We start from the raw sequence: 18,596 nt of genomic DNA, 5'->3' as shown, positions 1-18,596 counted from the left end.
ATGGGGCAAAGAATATCAGCATGAACAAGAAACGCATTCTGGTCACCGGCGGGGCGGGTTTCATCGGCTCGGCGCTGTGCCGTCATTTGGCCGGTCCTGCCGGCCATCATGTCCTCAATGTCGACAAGCTCACCTACGCCGCCAATCTCAATTCACTCGAGAGTGTGAGTACTGCCGGCAATTACCGACTGTCGGAAACAGATATCTGCGACGCTGATGCCCTGCGGCAGCTGTTCGCGGCGTTCCAGCCGGAGATTGTCTTCCATCTTGCCGCGGAATCCCATGTCGACCGATCCATCGACGGGCCGGAAGTCTTTCTGCAGACGAATGTGATCGGCACGCAGCGCCTGCTCTCCGCGGCGCTTGGCTTCTGGCGCGGACTCACGGGTGCTGCTGCGGACAATTTCCGCTTCGTCCATGTGTCGACGGACGAGGTCTATGGTTCGCTGAAGGCGGAGGGTTTCTTTACCGAGGAAACAGCCTATCGGCCGAATTCACCTTACTCGGCCAGCAAGGCAGCTTCCGACCATCTGGCCCTGGCCTGGTACAAGACCTATGGCCTGCCGGTTTTGATCAGCAATTGCTCGAACAATTATGGCCCCTATCAGTTTCCCGAAAAACTCATTCCCCATTGCATCATCCGGGCACTTTCCGGTGAGAGCCTGCCGGTCTATGGCAAGGGTGAAAACATCCGTGACTGGCTGTTTGTCGAGGACCATGTCAGCGCGCTGATGGCTGTTGCCGAAAAAGGGCGCGTGGGAGAGAAATACAATATCGGCGGCCATAATGAGCGGCGCAACATCGATGTGGTCAAGGCGATCTGCCGGGAGCTCGACCGGTTGCGCCCGCTGACGTCGGGCCATTACGCCGACCGTATCGCCTATGTCACCGACCGGCCGGGCCATGATTTCCGTTATGCGATCGATCCCGCCAAGGCGGAGCGCGAGCTCGGCTGGCGCGGCGAGGTCGATTTCGACGCGGGACTGGCGCGCACCGTTGAATGGTATCTGGAGCACGAAACCTGGTGGCGCGACATCCTCACGGGCGGCTATCGTGCCCATCGCCTGGGCGTGACGACGCCCTGATATAGCCGTGGCGTGACGACGCCCTGATATAGCCTGGGTGTTACGGCATCCTGACAGAAATTCTGGCACGAGAGATCATGACCACTTCCTATATCGATACTTATTACCGGCGCACCGTCAGCAACGATACGCCCTATCCGGCCTTGTCGCGCGACGTGGCCGTTGATGTTTGCATCATCGGCGGCGGTCTCGCCGGCCTCACCACGGCGCTGGAACTGGCGCGGCGTGGCCGCAAGGTTGCACTTGTTGAACGGCACCGAATTGCCTGGGGTGCCTCCGGGCGCAATGGCGGCTTCGTCGTCGCCGGCTATTCGACGGGCCTTGAAAACATCCAGCGTCGCTGCAGCCCGGCAGATGCCGACAGTCTCTATCGCCTCTCGATGGAGGGTGTCGAGATGGTGCGCGAGAATATCGCGGCCCTTGGCATTTCCGGTGCCGACGTGACGCCGGGCATCCTGCGCGTCCTGCGCCATGACGGCGCCGACGAGCTGAAAAAGCACCAGGCCGAGATGAATGCGCGCTTTGGCGAGAAGCTTGAGTTCCGCGACCGGGCGCAGGTACGCGAAATGCTGGCCTCCGAAGTCTATTACCAAGGTCTCTATGAACCCGACGGCTTCCATTTCCATCCATTGAACTATGCCCGTGCCGTGGCGGCGGAGGTCCAGCGCCTGGGCGGCGAGATTTTCGAAGATACCGCGGCGATTGCCGTAGCCCGTCAAAGCGCCGGACATGTCGTGACCACCGCCGCCGGCAAGATCGCCGCGCAGCATGTGGTCTTTGCCGGCGGTGGCTATACCGATGGCGTGGCATCCCAATTGGTGCGCAGCTATCTGCCCATCGCGACCTATGTGCTGTTGACGGAACCTTTGGGCGATCTGTTGCCGCAAAGCATTCGCACGAAAGCTGCGATCGCCGACGATCGCCGCGCTGGCGATTATTACCGGATTGTCGAGGGTGGCCGGTTGCTATGGGGTGGCCGTATCACGACGCGCACCCAGGATCCGCTGGACCTCGCGTCTGTGCTGCGGCGGCAGATGGTTGGCACTTATCCGCAGCTGAACGATGTTAAAATCGATGCGGCCTGGTCGGGCCTCATGTCCTATGCCCGCCATCTGATGCCACAGATCGGCCGGCAGGCAGAGGGGCTGTGGTACTGCACGGGCTTTGGCGGCCACGGCATGAACACGACCGCGATCGGTGGCCGGGTGATCGCTCAGGCCATCACCGGCGAGAGCGATCGCTACCGGCTCTTCGCCCCCTTCGGGCTCGATTGGAATGGCGGCCCGTTCGGCCGTGCTGCCGTGCAGCTGACCTATTGGGCCTATCAGGCCATGGATGCCTGGCGCGAACGGAAGCGATGATCGCAGGTATGGTCAGCCAGATTTTTAACCTGCGATCTTGACCCAATTCCTGCTGGCCGCCGACGCCGCGATGCCATGGATGACACGCTCGATATAGAGCCCGCGGGCAAAATCGATGAGCGGCGTTTCGCCCCCCGGCTCACCCTGGGCGGTGATCACGCGCAGGAAATGCGCCGCTTCCATCACCTTCAGATCGTTGAAGCCGAGACCGTGTCCCGGTGCCGGGCAAAAGCGATCATAGGGTTGATGCAGCGGGCCGGTGAGGATGGTGCGGAAGCCGCGCGTGGCCTCAACCCCGTCAGCGGTGAACAGCTGCAGCTCGTTCATCCGTTCCTGGTCGCAGATGAGATTGCCGCGGCTGCCATGCACTTCCCAGGCGAGATGGTTCTTGCGGCCCCAGGCAACGCGGCTTGCGGACAGAACCCCGGTGAAGCCCGATTTGAAGCGCACCAGGGCCTGGGCGATATCCTCATTCTCGACATCGCCCACCTTGCCGGGCTCGTTCGGCACCGGACGGGTTCTATAAGCCGTGTCGATATCGGCAGAGACGGACTCGATCGGGCCGACGAGATGGAGGGCGATCGAAACGAGATGGCACATGATGTCGCCAAGGACACCCAGGCCAGCGGTTTCCAGCCGGCAGCGCCAGGACCAGGGCAGGTCGCCGTCGGCCATGTAATCCTCGTCGACCTTGCCGCGGAAATGCAGCACGCGGCCGATCTCGCCACCCTCGATGAGGCGCTTGGCATGGCCGATCGCGGGATTTTGCGCATAGTTATAGCCAAGCAGCGTACGGCCTTTGGCTGATGCCGCCGCCGCTGCCATCGCCTCGGCGTCGGCCAGGGTCAGTGCCATCGGCTTTTCGCACCAGACATGCTTGCCGGCGGCGAGCGCCGCCAGCGCCATCTCACGATGATCCGAATTAGGCGAGGTGATTGAGACCACATCGACCTTCGGGTCTGCGATCACGTCCCGCCAATGGGCTGTTGCACGGGCAAAGCCGAACTGCGCAGCGCGTTGCCTGGCCATCTCGGGATCGAGATCGCAGAGGATTTCGAGCGTCGGCTGCGGCACATCGCCGAAGGTGCCCTTGACCGCATGCCAGGCCAAGGCATGGCACTTGCCCATGAAGCCTGTGCCGATAAGACCGATACCGATGGTGTTCATGAAGGTTCCCGAAAGAAAACTTATACGGTGCCGCCGAGTGCCGCCGACAAATCCTGCAGTTCGCGCCCGCCGGCCATGAGGTTTTGGAGATCGTCGAGTTCGATCTCGCTCTTGGCATAGGTGCCCAGCGTCTTGCCGCGGTTGAGGACCGTGAAACGGTCGCCGACGGCATGGGCGTGGCGCACATTGTGGGTGATGAAGATGACGCCGAGGCCCTTCTGGCGGACCTGGAAGATGTATTTCAGGACCATGGAGGTCTGCCGGACACCCAGTGCCGAGGTAGGTTCGTCGAGGATCAGCACCTTGGCGCCGAAATAGACGGCGCGCGCGATCGCGACGCATTGCCGCTCGCCGCCGGACAGCGTCCCCACCGCCTGCTGTGGGTTGCGGATATCGATGCCGATGCGCACCATTTCCTCGCGCGCCACCTTGTCGGCAAAACCCATATCCATGAATTTCATCGGGCCGACGCGCTTCAAAGGCTCGCGGCCCATGAAGAAATTGCGCGTGATCGACATCAGGGGGATCATGGCGAGATCCTGATAGACCGTGGCGATGCCGGCATTCAAGGCATCGCGCGGACTGTCGAAATTGACTTTCTCGCCATCGACCAGGAAATCGCCCTGGCTGGGTTTGTGGACACCGGACAATGTCTTGATCAAGGTCGACTTGCCGGCGCCGTTATCGCCCAGCAGGCACAGCACTTCACCGGCATTGACCGAGAGCGAGACGCCGTTGAGCGCAATGACCGGGCCGAAGGTTTTGATCAGGTCGCGGACTTCGATGAGGGGGGCGGTTGTTTGGGACATGTCAGCGCTCCCCTGTAACGCGGCGGCGGACGAAATTGTTGAACAGCACGGCAATCAGCAGCATGACGCCGAGGAAGACACGGAACCAATCGTTGTTGATGCCGGTGAACAGGATGCCGATCTGGACCACGCCGAAGATGAGGGCGCCGAGACACGCCCCGATCACCGACCCGTATCCGCCAGTCAGCAGGCACCCGCCGATGACGGCCGCGATGATTGCCTCGAACTCTTTGAGAAGGCCACGGTCGGCGGCGGCCGAGCCGAACTCGAACACCTGGCAGGCGGCATAGACGGTGGCGCAGAAGGCGGTCAGCATGAACATCGAGATCTTCACGGCATTCACGGGCACGCCGACATTGCGCGCGGCCTTCGCATCACCGCCACTGGCAAAGATCCAATTGCCGTAGTGGGTGCGCGACAGGATGATGCCGGCCAGGATGGCGATGACCAATGCCCAGACCACGACCATGGGAATGCCGGGCACTGAGGGCGCGCCATTGGGCAGCTTGCTGATGATGTCGTGATCCGCCAGGAAGACAAAGAAACCGTTGCCGACCTTGGCGCCAAACAGCCAACCGACAAAGGTACCTTCGGCCGCTTCGCGCACGCCGCCGACGATGGTGCGGTTGGCGAACAGAATGGAGAGCGCGATGGTAAGGCCGCGCAGGATGAACAGGGACGCCAGCGTCACGATGAAGGATGGCAGGCCGGTCCGGACCACGATGAGGCCATTGAGGAACCCGATACCAAAGGCCCCGGCGAAGGCGAGGACCACGGACAGCCAGATGGGTACGCCGAAATAGATGGTGGGAATGGCGATCATCATGCCGGCAAAGCCGATCATGGAGCCAAGGGACAGGTCGAACTCGCCGGAAATCATCAGGAGGGCGGCACCTACCGCCAGGATCATCAGCTGCGCCGAGACGGTGGTCCAGTTCAGGATACCGTCGGCTGCAAACATGCCGGAGCCTTGCGCGGTCAGGCCGAAGAACAGGAACACCAGCACGGTGCCGGCCAGCGCGCCGAATTCCGGCTTCGACAGCAAATGGCGCAGGCGCGATTCCCGCCCGACCCTCTCGTCGGCCTTTGCTTCAGCGTTCATGGACAACTCCGTCATGGCTAACTCGTCTTAATCAAAAGAAGTGAGGTCCGGGAGCGTTGCTCCCGGACCCAGTTGGACAGGTTGAGATGATTAGCGATATTCGCCGGCGAGCTTCTCGACCGTGGCGACATTGTCCTTGGTGACAAAGCCGGGGCCGGAATTGACGCTGTTGCCGGGCATGATGCCATAGCGGCTATAGAGAGTGAGGAACACCACCGGCAGGTAGCCCTGCAGATAGGGCTGCTGGTCGATGGCGGATTCGATCATCCCGTCCTTGATCGCCTGGGCGATGTCGGGCGACAGATCGAAGGTGATGAAGTTGTATTTGCTGGCGCTGCCGCCATCCTTCAGCAACTTGATGGTGGGTTCCGCCGAGTTCGGCCCCAGAGCCAGGATGCCGTTGGTATCGGGGTGTTTGGTGAGATAGGCCTTCACCTTGTTATAGACGTCGGTCGGGTCCATGCCGGAATCCAGCATCTGGTCGCCGAGCGGCACACCCAGGGCATCAGCATAACCCTGGCAGCGTTCGACCGAGGCCGGGTTGGTGATGTAGTGGTTGACGCACAGGAAGGATTTGACACCGGCGGCCTTGGCGCGCTTGCCGGCACCGAAGCCGGCATCATATTCTGGCTGGCCGACATGGAGCAGGGCGCCCAGTTCTTCGCTTTGCTTGATGGTGCCCGAATTGACCGTGATCACCGGGATGCCCTTGGCGATGGCGTCCTTGATCGGTCCTTGCAGCACGTCGAAATCGGCGATCGTGGTGATGATGCCGTTGGGGTTCGAGGCAGCGGCCTGCTGGATGATGCGCGCCATGTCGGCAAGATCGCCAGAGGGCGGGTTGCGGTACTCGACCTTAACCTTCATGTCGCTCTCGGCGTTCTTCAGCGCCGTCTTGATGGTGTTCCACCAGGAATCCGAATCCGGTGCATGGCTGACGAACACGAAACGTTCGCCCTCGGCCGCAGCCGGCCCGGCCGCGACACCGACCGCAAACAGAGCGGCGACGGCAACCAGGGTTGATTTAAGAAGGGTCTTCATTGTGCGTTTCCTCCCGCGAGATGCTTCTTTTGATGTGCCGACACAGCGCAGAAGCGATGCGCTGCAAGTTTGAAACTGTGGCGGGAGGGTGGGTCGGCGCGACAGGGCCACAGCGACGTGGCAGGCGCGCCCATCCGGAATATCCTCCCAAGTCACATCCCGCCTGGCTGTCGCCCGATCAGGAATGTTTAGTTTATTTTTCTTTTCTTATGGAATGGATGTTCCATTTTTTGCAGACTATGTCAATACTGATTTCACGCTCTATGGTGCCCAGGCATTTCTTCGGGTCGTGAACTGGCGGGGTTGGGATGGCGGAATCGGCGACGGGAGCCGCGGCGCATTTGCCGCAGGATTTTGAGGCACTGCGCACGCTGACGCTGGCCCGGCGCGAGAGCATGCCAAAGCGCCTGGTGCAGGTGGCGGAATACGCCCTGACGCATCCCGATGAAATCGCCTTTGGCACCACGACGGAGATCGCGGCCAAGGCGGCGGTCCAGCCATCGACCCTGGTGCGGTTTGCCAAGACGCTGGGCTATGCCGGTTTTTCAGATCTGCAGGACGTGTTCCGCTCGCGCCTCAAGGATCGCTGGCCGAATTATCAGGAGCGCCTTGCTGCATTGCGGCAAAGCCATGATCCAAGGAGCGGGTCGGGCGCCTTGCTGGACGGGTTCGTCGGCGCCGCCGCGGCCTCGCTGCAGCGCCTCCACAAGACCATGGATCCGACGCTGATCGACCAGGCGGCGGATCTGCTGGCCAAGGCCGAGACGATCTATCTCATCGGGCAGCGCCGCGCCTATCCGATCGCCTCTTACCTCGCCTATGCCTTCTCGAAGCTGCACATCCGCACGGGCCTCATCACCAACATCGCGAGCCTCGGGAACGAGGAGGCGGCCTTTGCCGGGCCGCGAGATGCGGCGATCGCCATCAGCTTCACGCCCTATACGCCGGTGACGATCGGCCTCGCCGCCACGCTGCAGGAGCGGCAGGTGCCGGTGATCGCCATGACCGATTCACCATTCAGTCCCTTGGCGCCCTTGTCCAAGGTGCTGTTCGAGATCGTCGAGACGGATTACGCAGCCTTCCGCGCGATGTCCGCCACGACCTGCCTTGCCATGACGCTGGCGGTCGCGGTGGGTGAGCGCCGCGACGCCAGCTAGGCCAGCCGATACCTCAGGCGAGACGCACAGTTTTGCCTGATTTTGCTGACTCTGTTGCAGCATCGGCAAGCTCCAGCGCCTTCAGCCCATCAAGGCCGGTCGGCTGCAGCATGGCCCCCGTCAGGACGCCCTGGATGAACGTGTCGATCTCCGCCCGGTAGGCGGCGGCATAGCGTTCCAGGAAGAAGGGCAGAGCCGGTTCCGTGGTGAAGCCATGGGCGCCGGCCTTTTCCACGGTAGTGAGCGGCACGTTATGGGCGCGCAGCATCCCCAAGGCACCGTGCACCTCGATGCGCTGGTCATAGCCGAAGGTGGCGCGACGCGAATTGGAGATCTGGCACAGCTTGCCGCTTGCGGTCTTGAGATTGACCACGGCACTGTCGAAATCGCCCGCGACACCAATTGCCGGATCGACCAGGGCAGCCGCCATCGCCGAGACCTCGACCGGCTCCTCGCCCAGCAGATAGCGGGCGAGGTCGAGGTCGTGGATCATCATGTCGCGGAAGATGCCGCCCGAGCGGGCGATATAGGAAACCGGCGGCGGCGAGGGATCCTTGGAGATGATGCTGACGATCTCGGGTGCCCCGATCTCACCTTCCAGTAGGCGCTGCTTGAGGGCATTGAAATTGGGATCGAAGCGGCGATTGAAGCCGATCATCAGTTTGCCGCCGGCGGCAGTCACGACATCGAGACATTGCCGCACCCGGGCAGCCGACAGGTCGACCGGTTTTTCGCAGAACACGGCCTTGCCCGCCTTGATCGCCAGTTCGATGAGATCGGCATGGGTGTCGGTCGGCGTGCAGATGAGGACGGCGCCCACCGAATTGTCGGCGATGACAGCCTCGTTGCTGTCGAAAACCTTGGCGCCGGTTGCAGCGGCCAATCCGTTGGCAGCGTCGGCACTGACGTCGGTCACTGCCACCAGCCGGGCCTTGGGATGCGCCGCTACATTGCGGGCATGAATCTGTCCGATTCGCCCGGCACCAAGCACGCCAACGCTAATCATTCGCAAGTCTCCTCAATTCGAGAAAGGGAATAAACATTCCGTTATTGACACAACATAGAACAGGTGTTTCATTATCGCAAGTAAGGCTGAGGCGCAAAAAATGCGCGTTCCAGCCCGTACAGGGCTGGCATTTGGAGGGCATGGATGACAACGGATCATAAGACGAAAGATCTCGACGTCATCACCATCGGCCGTTCCTCGGTGGATCTTTACGGCCAGCAGATCGGCGGCCGGCTCGAGGACATGGCGACACTGGCCAAATCCGTCGGCGGCTGCCCCACCAACATCGCCATCGGGACCGCGAGGCTTGGTCTCAAATCCGCCCTCATCACCCGGGTGGGCGATGAGCATATGGGACGCTTCATCCGCGAACAATCGGCGCGGGAGGGAGTCGAGGTCGCCGGAATCAAGACCGATCCGGCCCGCCTCACGGCTCTGGTCATATTGGGCGTCCGTGACAGCGACAGTTTCCCGCTCATCTTCTACCGTGAGAATTGCGCCGACATGGCGTTGGAGCCAGCCGACATCGACCCGGCGCTGATCAAGCGGGCGCGGGCCATCGTGGTGACGGGCACGCATTTCTCGCGCGAGAATACCGCCGCGGCGCAGAACAAGGCCATCGAGCTTGCCCGTGCCAACGGCGGCAAGGTGGTGTTCGATATCGATTACCGGCCGAATCTCTGGGGCCTGGCCGGGCACGGCGCCGGTGAATCGCGCTATGTGTCGTCGGCGGCGGTGACCGAGCGTTTGCAGAAGATCTTGCCGCTGTGCGATCTCATCGTCGGCACGCTGGAGGAAATCCGCATCGCCAGCGGTTGCGAGGATGAACTGGCTGCCCTGCGGCGCATTCGCACGCTGAGCGCGGGCACGATCGTCTTGAAGCGCGGACCGATGGGCTGCGTCGTCTTCCCTGGCGCCATTCCAGAGAAGGTCGAAGACGGGATCGTCGGTGCCGGTTTCCCGATCGAGGTCTATAACGTGCTGGGGGCGGGCGACGCCTTCATGTCCGGTTTCCTGCGCGGTTGGCTGCGCGACGAGCCGCATGCCACCAGCGCCACCTGGGCCAATGCCAGCGGCGCGCTCACCGTGTCGCGCCTGCTCTGTTCGCCGGAAATACCGACCTGGCCGGAGTTGCAATTCTTCCTGGAAAACGGCAGCACCTATCGGTCCTTGCGCCATGATCCCAAGCTCAATCATCTGCATTGGGCGACCACGCGGCGAAGCGAATGGCCGAGCCTGATGGCCTTTGCCATCGACCATCGTGCCCAGTTCGAGGTGATTGCCGACCGGGTCGGCGCACCCCGCCACCGGATTTCCGATTTTAAGGTGCTGGCCGTGCAGGCCGCAGCCAAGGTCGCGGCTGGCCGGCCGGGTTTCGGCATGCTGATCGACGGCAGTTACGGCCGCGAGGCTTTGTTCCGCGCTGCCGATCACGGATTCTGGCTGGGACGGCCGGTGGAAAAGCCGGGCTCGCGCCCCTTGCGGTTCGAGACCCATGATCTCGGCAGTCATTTCGCCGAATGGCCGTTGAGCCACACCATCAAATGCCTGTGCTTCTATCATCCGGACGATTCGGCCGAACTCCGCGCCGAACAGGAAGAGCGGCTGCTGATCCTCCAGGATGCTGCCACCACCGCGGGGCGGGAATTGCTGGTCGAGATCATCGCCGGCAAGAACGGTGTCCTTGGCGACGACACGGTCGCCGGTATCATTTCCCGCCTTTATGATCTTGGCCTGCGGCCGGATTGGTGGAAGCTGGAGCCGCACGCGACCAAGACCGCCTGGCACAATATCGGCGAGGTGATTCGCCGGCGTGATCCACACTGCCGGGGTGTCGTGCTGCTGGGACTGGAGGCGAGCGAAGAGGCGCTCAATGAAGGTTTTGCCCTTGCAGCCAGTGAGCCCATCGTCAAAGGTTTCGCCGTTGGCCGGACGATCTTCGCCGATGCCGCAGAAGCCTGGCTTGCCGGCAGGATCGACGATACGGCGGCCATCACCGATATGGCCGACCGTTTTGCGCGGCTGATCCAGGCCTGGGGCCGTGCGCTGGCGCAGCATTCACGCGCGGCGTGAGGGGGGGGTGGTGAGAAACTCGTGGATCCTCCGCCTTCGCGGAGGATGACAAGTGAGAGAGATGGCGCACAATCGAGATTGGGCGTCGTGTGAGACAATAAAGCAAGGTGCCTCAGCAAGAGGCACCGACAAGGACTGGGCAGGAAACGATGACAAAGACCATCCGCCTGACGATGGCGCAAGCGCTGGCGCGCTATCTGGCTGCGCAGCGCACTCTGCGTGCCGGGAAAGAGGTGCCGCTCTTTGCCGGCATCTGGGCCATCTTCGGCCATGGCAATGTGTCGGGCTTCGGCGAGGCGCTCTATCAGCAGCGCGGCCATCTGCCGACATACCGGGCCCATAACGAACAGGGGATGGCGCATGCGGCCATCGCCTTCGCCAAGGCGGCCCGGCGGCGCCAGGTGATGGCCTGCACGACGTCGATCGGGCCGGGTGCCACCAATATGGTGACCGCGGCGGCCCTTGCCCATGTCAACCGGCTGCCGGTCCTGTTCCTGCCCGGCGACGTCTTTGCCAACCGCCGTCCAGATCCGGTCCTGCAGCAGGTCGAGGATTGGGGCGACGGGACCGTGTCAGCCAATGATTGTTTCCGCCCCGTCTCGCGCTATTTCGACCGCATCACGCGGCCGGAGCAGATTCTGTCAGCCCTCCCCCGCGCCATGTCGGTGCTAACCGACCCGGCGGAATGCGGGCCTGTCACACTGGCACTCTGCCAGGATGTGCAGGCGGAAGCCTATGACTATCCCGAGACGTTCTTTGCCCCCAAGCTGTGGCAGACGCGGCGGCCGGAGCCGGATCGCGACGAGCTCGCGGCGGCACTGGCAGCCTTGATGGGTGCCAAGAAACCGCTGCTGGTGGTGGGCGGCGGTGTCCTTTATTCAGAAGCGGAAAGCGTCCTTGCCAAATTTGCCGATCGTCACGGCATTCCGCTCGCAGAGACCCAGGCTGGCAAGTCGGCCATCGGTATCGATCACCGGATGAACATGGGGGCCATCGGCGTCACCGGGTCGAGTGCCGCGAATGCACTGGCAGCCGACGCAGATGTGATCTTGGCGGTCGGTACCAGGTTGCAGGATTTCACAACGGGATCGCGGGCGCTCTTCAAGCAGAAGGGTCGCATCATCATCGGGCTCAACACGCAGCCCTTCGATGCAGCGAAGCATGGCGCGCTGTCGCTGGTGGCCGATGCCAAGGCGGGACTTGCCGCCCTCGATCGGGGCTTAAGCGATTGGGCAACGCCTGGCGTATGGCAAAAACGGGCGCGGTCCTTGCACAAGGTCTGGCTTGCGGAACATGCCGAAGCTGTTGCCGCGCCCACAAATAAGAAATTGAAACCGAGCGATGGCCAAGTGATCGGCGCTGTCCAGCGCGCGGGGCGACCCAGCGACATCGTGGTCGGCGCTTCGGGTGGCCTGCCGGGTGAGTTGCACAAGCTGTGGCAGTCAGGTGCGGCCGGCGGATATCATCTGGAATATGGCTTTTCCTGCATGGGGTACGAGATCGCCGGTGCCGTTGGCGTGAAGATGGCGCAGCCGGCGCGCGAGGTCATTGTCATGGTCGGCGATGGCTCCTATCTCATGATGAACTCTGAGATCGCCACCTCAATCATGCTGGGGCAGAAGCTCATCATCGTCGTGCTCGACAATCGCGGCTATGGCTGCATCAACCGGCTGCAGCGGGCGACGGGTGGTGAAAGTTTCAACAATCTGCTGTGCGATACGCGGCACGAGACATTGCCGGCGATCGACTTCGCGCAACATGCGGCGAGCCTGGGGGCCGCGAGCGAGACCGTCGCCACCACCGCCGACTTGGAAGCCGCGATGGGGCGTGCGCGCAAGGCGGATCGTACCGCCGTTATCGTCATCGAGACCGACCCGCTCATCACGACGCAGGCCGGCGGTGCCTGGTGGGATGTGCCGGTGCCGGAAGTTTCCGCCCGCCCCAAGGTGCGGGCGGCACGACAGAATTACGTCAAAGCGACAAAACGCCAAATCATCGGAGACTGATCACCATGGCCGTCCGTTTCGGCACCAATCCTATCGCCTGGTCGAATGACGATCTGCGCACGCTGGGCGGCGCCACGCCGCTGGAAACCTGCCTCAAGGAGGCCCGCCAGGCCGGTTTCGAAGGTATCGAGCTTGGCCACAAATTCCCACGCGAGGCCGCGCTCCTCAAGCAAGTGCTGGCGCCCTCCGGCCTCGACTTGGTGTCCGGCTGGTATTCCTGCGAGCTGCTGCTGCGTGATGCCAAAGAAGAATTGAAGCATATCCGTGCCCATCTCGATCTCCTGAAGGCGATGGGGTCAAACGTGCTGATTATTGCCGAGACATCGAACGCCATTCATGGCGATCTCGACAAGCCAGTGTCGCAACGGCCGATTCTTGCCGCGGGGCAATGGGCGGAGTTCGGCCGGCGCATGACCGAGGTGGCCAAGGGCGTCAAGGCGGAGGGGTTGCGCCTCGTCTATCACCATCATATGGGGACGATCGTGCAGAGCGCCGACGATATTCACGCCTTCATGGCGGCGACGGGGCCGGAGGTTGATCTGCTGCTGGATACGGGGCACGCAACCTTTGCCGGGGCCGATCCGGTGGCGCTCGCCAAGAAATATGCCGCACGCATCCACCATGTGCATTGCAAGGATGTGCGCCTCGATGTGCTTGCCGACGTGCGCACCAAGGATAAGAGCTTCCTCGGTGCCGTGGTCGATGGCTGCTTCACCGTGCCTGGCGATGGCGGGGTTGATTTTGCGGCCGTGCTGAAGCAACTGCCGGGTTATCAGGGCTGGCTGGTGGTGGAAGCAGAACAGGATCCGGAGAAGGCAAATCCGCTTAAATATGCCACCATGGGGGCTGCCAATCTGAAGCGCTTTGCTGCTGCGGCCGGCCTCGCCTAGGAGAGATACATGCCCAATCTGTTGGTCAAACGCCACGCCCCGGACATGACCGGCTGCACCTTGTCGGTGACGCCGGAGAGTGCCGGATGGAAGCATGTCGGCTTTGCCGCCTATCGCCGCAAAGCGGGCGAGACGGCCAAATGGCATTTCAAGGACCGCGAGAGCTGCCTCGTCATCCTGTCCGGCACGGCAACCGTCAAGGCGCCGGACCAGCTGTTTGAGAAGATCGGCACGCGCAAGAGCGTGTTCGAGGGCAATGCGGCGTCGGTCTATGCGCCGGCGGATACCAAGATGGAATTGACAGCGGAGACCGATCTCGAATTCGCCATCTGCTCGGCGCCCGGCACGCAAAAATTCCCCGTGCGGCTGATTGCACCCTCGGATGTCGGCGAGGAACAGCGCGGACAGGGGACGAATACGCGCTTCGTGCGCAACATATTGCCCGATACGGAGCCGGCGGAGTCACTGCTGGTCGTCGAGGTGGTAACACCCGGCGGCCATTGGTCGTCTTATCCGCCGCACAAGCATGACCGCGATGCGGTGCCGGAGGAAACTTTCCTTGAGGAAACCTATTACCACCGGCTCAACCCGCCGCAGGGCTTTGCCTTCCAGCGGGTCTATACTGACGACCGCACCATCGACGAGACGATGGCGGTGGAGGATGGCGATTGCGTGATGGTGCCGCGCGGCTATCACCCGGTCGGCGCTGCGCACGGCTATGATCTCTATTATCTCAATGTCATGGCGGGACCGAAGCGCCGCTGGATCTTCAAGAACGATCCGCAGCATGAATGGATGCTGAAGAAAGCCTGAACGCTCTTCAGTCCATCACCATTTCGAGGGATCGAGCATCCAATCTTCGACAGGCGGGCGCGTGGTTTCGATCCGCGCCACGGCTTCTGCACTTAGCAGCGGCGTCTCGAACAGGCGGAAATTGCTGATCATCTGATCTTCGTTCTCGACGCCGATCACCAGACCGTGCACCCAGCCCAGGGAGCGCAGATAGTTGACGGCCAATTGGGCGACGCTGGCTTGCCCCAGTTCGCGCGCCATCTGCTGCAGCCACGCAATCAACGTCTTTGCGGGCTCGCCTGCCTTGGGCGGCCAGCTGGCGGGATCATCGCCCAGCAGGACGCCTTGCAGAAAGACGCTGCGGGCATGGATGAGGATGTCGGGCCGGTCGGCGAGCATGGCTGGAATGCCGAGGCGCTGCCAGCGCGTGTCCAGAATATTCGTCGGCACCTGCAGATGCTCGATATCCGGGTCGCCGATCAGCTTCAAGGCCTCCTCGGGATTCTGCAGTGACGCCCCCAGCCTGCCGATGATGCCCTGTTCGCGCATCTCAAGAAGGCAGCGCCAGGCAGCACCGTTCCAGGCAAAGCGGTTGTCGGCGATATGCAGCATCAGGACCGGCAGATGCCTTGTGCAGAGCGCGCGGCAGGAGGCGTAGACGCTGGCCTTCACGGCCTCGCGCACCGCCCATTCCGGCGCATCCGCAGGCACATGGAAGAGGGGGTCGAGCTTGGTGACGATGATGCGCGCGGGATCAGGCGCGCTGGTCAGCGCATCGCCGAGGCGTATCTCGGCAACGCCGTAATTGCGTGCGGTATCGAAATCATGGACGCCGATCTCTGCGGCCTTGTGCAAGATGGCGGTCGCCTCCGAGGCTGAGGGGAAGGCGAATTTGCGCAGCTTGCCATAGGCAAGGCCCAGCTGGACCGTGCCCAGCACGAATTTTGCCGGCGTGCTGGCGCGGGATTTTGCCGGTGTACCGGCAGGGGTCGACGATGTTTCGGCCGGGGCAACGATCCGCATTGACAAACTCTGATCTGAATGGCTCTGATCCGACTGGATTATCAGAATTCATTTTGGCAGGAATTTGCCACTGTTAGCAATAGGTTGCTGGCAGCGCCCCATCACGAAAGCGCGCGGATCGCGGTGACGATGACAGATCGGATTTCTTCCCTCACGTCACCGCTCAGACTGGGCATCATCGGCAGCAGCCCGGGGAACGGGCATCCTTATTCGTGGGCTGCGATCTGCAACGGCTACAATGCCGCCCTCATGGCGGACTGTCCCTATCCCGGCATCCCAGCTTATCTGGCGCAGCGGCGCTTTCCGGAAGATCGGCTGAACGAGGCGATCGTCACGCATATCTGGACGCAGGACCGGTCCGAGTCCCAGCGCATTGCGGCTGCCAGCCTGATCCCCCATGTGGTCTCGGCGCCGGCCGAGATGATTGGTGAAGTCGACGGGCTGCTGCTGGCGCGCGACGATGCCGAGAATCATGCCGGCTTCGCCATCCCCTTCCTGCAGGCGGGTCTGCCGGTCTATATCGACAAACCGTTGGCCCTGAGCCGGGCCGGCGCCGACAGGATTCTGGCCGAGGAACGCTATACCGGGCAGATCTTCACCGGCACGGCGGTGGTATGGGCGGCCGAGATGGCGCTCTCGCCGGCGGAGGCGGCGCGGATCGGCACCGTGCGTCACATCATCGGCGTCACGCCGAAATATTGGGAGACATATGCCGTCCATGTCATCGAGCCGGCCTTGCAGATCATGGGCGTGGAAACCGCGCCGGCCGAGATGGCGGCCACGCGCTGCCAAGACCGCACCATGTTGAATGCCAGCTGGGCGGATGGTGTCAGCGCGGAATTCGTGGCGCTGGGCAATTTGTCCGGACCCATTGCGCTCACGGTCTTTGGCGAGAGCGGCCATGCGACGCTGACCTTCGCCGATTCCTTCACGGCGTTCCGCACGGCCTTGCGCCAATTCTGCCAGGGCGTCGTAACGAAGGAGCGCCGGTTCAACCTCAAGCGCACGCTGGCGGTCACCGAAATCATCGAGCGGGGAAGGGCGGCCGGCAAGTGAGCGAGATGTCGATATCAGATCATGTTGCCATCATCCCGGCCCGCGGTGGGTCGCGCCGCATCCCGCGGAAGAACATCGTCGACTTCCACGGCAAGCCGCTGATTGCCTGGAGCATCGAGGCAGCCGTCAAGAGCGGCTGCTTCGAGCATGTGCTGATCAGCACCGACGATCCGGAGATTGCCGAGGTCGCCACCAAATTCGGCGCCATCGCACCCTTCCTGCGGCAGACGGCCGGCGATGATCATTCGCCGGTTTCCCTGGCGACGATCGCGACCCTCGGACAATATGCGGCCTGGCGCGGCCGGCCGGCCAAAACGGTAACGCAGCTGCTGCCCACCTGCCCGTTGCGTACCGCCGATCATGTGCGCAGCAGTGTCAGGAGCTTTGCCGCGAGCGGCAGCAAGTTCCAGCTCAGTTGCACGGATTACGGTCCGACGACGCCCTGGTGGGCGATCGAGATCGGTCCGGACGGCAAGCCGCGCGCACTCTTTCCCGAAGCCATGACGAAGAGATCGCAGGATCTTGCGCCGGTCTTCTGTCCGTCGGGCGCCATTTGGATTGCCGATGTCGCGGCCTTGCAGGCGGCCCAGACCTTCTATGGCCCAGGCCATATCTTCTGGCCGATGGAGTGGCGGGCCGGCATCGACATCGATACGCCGGACGATCTAGATTTGGCCCGCGCCCTCGCGACCCTGGTGCCCGTGGCCGTTTGATGAGCAGGAAATCGCTTTCCATGACGATGCAGGACCTGCCCTACGATGCGCGCGTGCTCTTCGACCGGGCGACGGGCGGGTTTGCGCGGGCCGGGCGCAGGCTGGCCGGGCGCATCTCCTGGGGTGACTACCAGGCCGGTCGTCCAACGATCCTGTGCCTGGAGCGGGCCTTGTTCGCCAAGGACATCGCCGAGCTCAAAAAGCGCAGCCATCTCAATTTGCCTTGCCTCCATGTCGTCGCGGTCAAGACTCCGCAGACCCGCTGGGTGCCCCCGCGTTGGCGGCGTCAGGCGCATCTGTGGCATGACATCAACCATGATCTGGCATTCTTGCGGGACGATCTAGAGACGTTCGCCGTGGCCTTCCTGAAAGCCGCCGGCGCCGTCCACAAGATAGATGCCGTCGCTGCCGCCAATACCGATTACTGGCAGGATGAAGCCTTGCGGCTCGGTTGCAAGAAGCTCGGCATTCCCTTTATCGCCCTCTCGCGCGAAAGCTACGGCATCGGCCGCGGGCGGGACTTCGTCGCCAACAATTATCAGAGCGGCAATTTCTATTTCAATGGCGCCGGGTGCGCGATGGCGTCCGAGACCTGCGTCAGTTTCATGAAGGGGCAGCCGGCGATGCGCGACGCCGTGGTGCAGGCGACCGGCTGGCCGCGCTACGATGCCTGGCGCGACTACCCCATGCCGCCGCTGGCCGAGCGCAAGCTGGTGACGCTGATGGCCTATGGCGATCCGCGCCAGCTGCAATATGCCGCGGCGAACTTCCGTGACGTGTTGCTGGTGCTGGCCAAGGCCGCGGAACGCCAGCTGTCCCTGCCAGCGTCAGAGCGCTTGCGCTTTGTCATCAAGATGAAAAAGAGCAACGAGGACGATTACATCCACGCCATTCTGCCCAACCTTGCGGCGCTGGGCATCGAGATCGTAGCCGATGTGCCCATTCCCGAACTCGCCACCCGATCGCGCCTTGTTATCGGCTTCAATACGCTGGCCGTGCTTGAAGGCTTGCTGGCCGAGTGTGCCGTCGTGGTCCCGTTCTGGAGCGATGCCGACCGTGACGCGTCGGCCAGCTTGCTGCATCCGGACAAGCCGGACGATGCGCGGGTCTGCTATTTTCCGCGCTCGATCGCCGAATTCGATGCCTTGTTGGAAGATGCGGTGGCCGGCCGGCTCAATCCCAAAGGCACGCAACAGGAAAGACTGGCGCGCTTCAGCCGGCATTCCATGGTCGAGGCGGACCGCACGGCATCAGCCAGGTTCGAGACATTCGTGCGATCGCTTATCGAGACAAACGCCGGATACCGAGGTTAGAC

16 protein-coding genes are annotated in these 18,596 nt (G+C 62.6%); 10 read left to right on the top strand and 6 right to left on the bottom strand.

Annotated features, from left to right (window positions below; all coding sequences use genetic code 11):
- The first annotated feature begins 20 nt into the window (after nt 1–20).
- Together rfbB and AC1DWZ_RS17115 are read left to right on the top strand one after the other, a co-directional pair.
- Complete coding sequence (rfbB, locus tag AC1DWZ_RS17120) at nt 21–1,085, top strand: dTDP-glucose 4,6-dehydratase (protein ID WP_477170142.1); 1,065 nt, start codon at nt 21–23, stop codon at nt 1,083–1,085.
- Nucleotides 1,086–1,162: 77 nt separating this feature from the next.
- Entirely contained in the window at nt 1,163–2,446 is a 1,284-nt protein-coding gene (locus tag AC1DWZ_RS17115) for an NAD(P)/FAD-dependent oxidoreductase (RefSeq protein WP_477170141.1), read from the top strand.
- Nucleotides 2,447–2,470: 24 nt separating this feature from the next.
- On the opposite strand, the gene AC1DWZ_RS17110 is transcribed toward AC1DWZ_RS17115, so the two are convergent.
- From AC1DWZ_RS17110 to AC1DWZ_RS17095, 4 genes are all read right to left on the bottom strand, one after another.
- Nucleotides 2,471–3,613, bottom strand: coding sequence for a Gfo/Idh/MocA family protein (locus AC1DWZ_RS17110; RefSeq protein ID WP_477170140.1), 1,143 nt, complete (start codon nt 3,611–3,613; stop codon nt 2,471–2,473).
- A 20-nt stretch (nt 3,614–3,633) separates the two neighbouring features.
- Nucleotides 3,634–4,422, bottom strand: coding sequence for an ATP-binding cassette domain-containing protein (locus AC1DWZ_RS17105; protein WP_477170139.1), 789 nt, complete (start codon nt 4,420–4,422; stop codon nt 3,634–3,636).
- Nucleotide 4,423: 1 nt separating this feature from the next.
- The gene (locus tag AC1DWZ_RS17100) at nt 4,424–5,524 is read right to left on the bottom strand and encodes an ABC transporter permease (protein ID WP_477170138.1); all 1,101 of its coding nucleotides are present in this window, start codon (nt 5,522–5,524) and stop codon (nt 4,424–4,426) included.
- Between the two features lie 90 nt (nt 5,525–5,614).
- Nucleotides 5,615–6,565 (bottom strand): sugar ABC transporter substrate-binding protein, encoded by a 951-nt coding sequence (locus tag AC1DWZ_RS17095; RefSeq protein WP_477170137.1) that lies wholly within the window; start codon nt 6,563–6,565, stop codon nt 5,615–5,617.
- A 308-nt stretch (nt 6,566–6,873) separates the two neighbouring features.
- Here AC1DWZ_RS17095 and AC1DWZ_RS17090 point away from each other — a divergent pair, with 308 nt between their 5' ends.
- Nucleotides 6,874–7,722, top strand: coding sequence for a MurR/RpiR family transcriptional regulator (locus AC1DWZ_RS17090; RefSeq protein ID WP_477170136.1), 849 nt, complete (start codon nt 6,874–6,876; stop codon nt 7,720–7,722).
- Nucleotides 7,723–7,735: 13 nt separating this feature from the next.
- Here the strand turns inward: AC1DWZ_RS17090 and iolG are convergent, their stop codons facing one another.
- The gene (gene iolG / locus AC1DWZ_RS17085) at nt 7,736–8,728 is read right to left on the bottom strand and encodes an inositol 2-dehydrogenase (RefSeq protein WP_477170135.1); all 993 of its coding nucleotides are present in this window, start codon (nt 8,726–8,728) and stop codon (nt 7,736–7,738) included.
- 144 nt (nt 8,729–8,872) lie between these two features.
- Here iolG and AC1DWZ_RS17080 point away from each other — a divergent pair, with 144 nt between their 5' ends.
- From AC1DWZ_RS17080 to iolB, 4 genes are all read left to right on the top strand, one after another.
- On the top strand, nt 8,873–10,801 hold the full coding sequence (locus AC1DWZ_RS17080; RefSeq protein WP_477170134.1) for a bifunctional 5-dehydro-2-deoxygluconokinase/5-dehydro-2-deoxyphosphogluconate aldolase: 1,929 nt from the start codon (nt 8,873–8,875) through the stop codon (nt 10,799–10,801).
- Between the two features lie 149 nt (nt 10,802–10,950).
- On the top strand, nt 10,951–12,807 hold the full coding sequence (gene iolD / locus AC1DWZ_RS17075; protein WP_477170133.1) for a 3D-(3,5/4)-trihydroxycyclohexane-1,2-dione acylhydrolase (decyclizing): 1,857 nt from the start codon (nt 10,951–10,953) through the stop codon (nt 12,805–12,807).
- Between the two features lie 5 nt (nt 12,808–12,812).
- Complete coding sequence (iolE, locus tag AC1DWZ_RS17070) at nt 12,813–13,697, top strand: myo-inosose-2 dehydratase (RefSeq protein WP_477170132.1); 885 nt, start codon at nt 12,813–12,815, stop codon at nt 13,695–13,697.
- A 9-nt stretch (nt 13,698–13,706) separates the two neighbouring features.
- Complete coding sequence (gene iolB, locus AC1DWZ_RS17065; protein WP_477170131.1) at nt 13,707–14,510, top strand: 5-deoxy-glucuronate isomerase; 804 nt, start codon at nt 13,707–13,709, stop codon at nt 14,508–14,510.
- 15 nt (nt 14,511–14,525) lie between these two features.
- On the opposite strand, the gene AC1DWZ_RS17060 is transcribed toward iolB, so the two are convergent.
- Complete coding sequence (locus AC1DWZ_RS17060; protein WP_477170130.1) at nt 14,526–15,512, bottom strand: aldo/keto reductase; 987 nt, start codon at nt 15,510–15,512, stop codon at nt 14,526–14,528.
- A 129-nt stretch (nt 15,513–15,641) separates the two neighbouring features.
- Here AC1DWZ_RS17060 and AC1DWZ_RS17055 point away from each other — a divergent pair, with 129 nt between their 5' ends.
- From AC1DWZ_RS17055 to AC1DWZ_RS17045, 3 genes are read left to right on the top strand one after another with little or no spacing between them, the layout of a single operon-like run.
- On the top strand, nt 15,642–16,568 hold the full coding sequence (locus AC1DWZ_RS17055) for a Gfo/Idh/MocA family oxidoreductase (protein ID WP_477170129.1): 927 nt from the start codon (nt 15,642–15,644) through the stop codon (nt 16,566–16,568).
- 5 nt (nt 16,569–16,573) lie between these two features.
- A complete protein-coding gene (locus tag AC1DWZ_RS17050) occupies nt 16,574–17,281 on the top strand; it encodes an acylneuraminate cytidylyltransferase family protein (RefSeq protein ID WP_477170128.1) in 708 nt (235 codons plus the stop codon).
- Nucleotides 17,282–17,301: 20 nt separating this feature from the next.
- Nucleotides 17,302–18,594 carry a hypothetical protein gene (locus tag AC1DWZ_RS17045; RefSeq protein WP_477170127.1) on the top strand — a complete coding sequence of 431 codons (1,293 nt, stop codon included), beginning with the start codon at nt 17,302–17,304 and terminating at the stop codon, nt 18,592–18,594.
- The last annotated feature ends 2 nt before the right edge of the window (nt 18,595–18,596 follow it).

It is taken from the genome of Dongia sp. P2_B8 (genome assembly GCF_056404715.1).
Note: the sequence above shows the minus strand (reverse complement) of the source record. Positions and strands in the feature narration are given on the sequence as shown.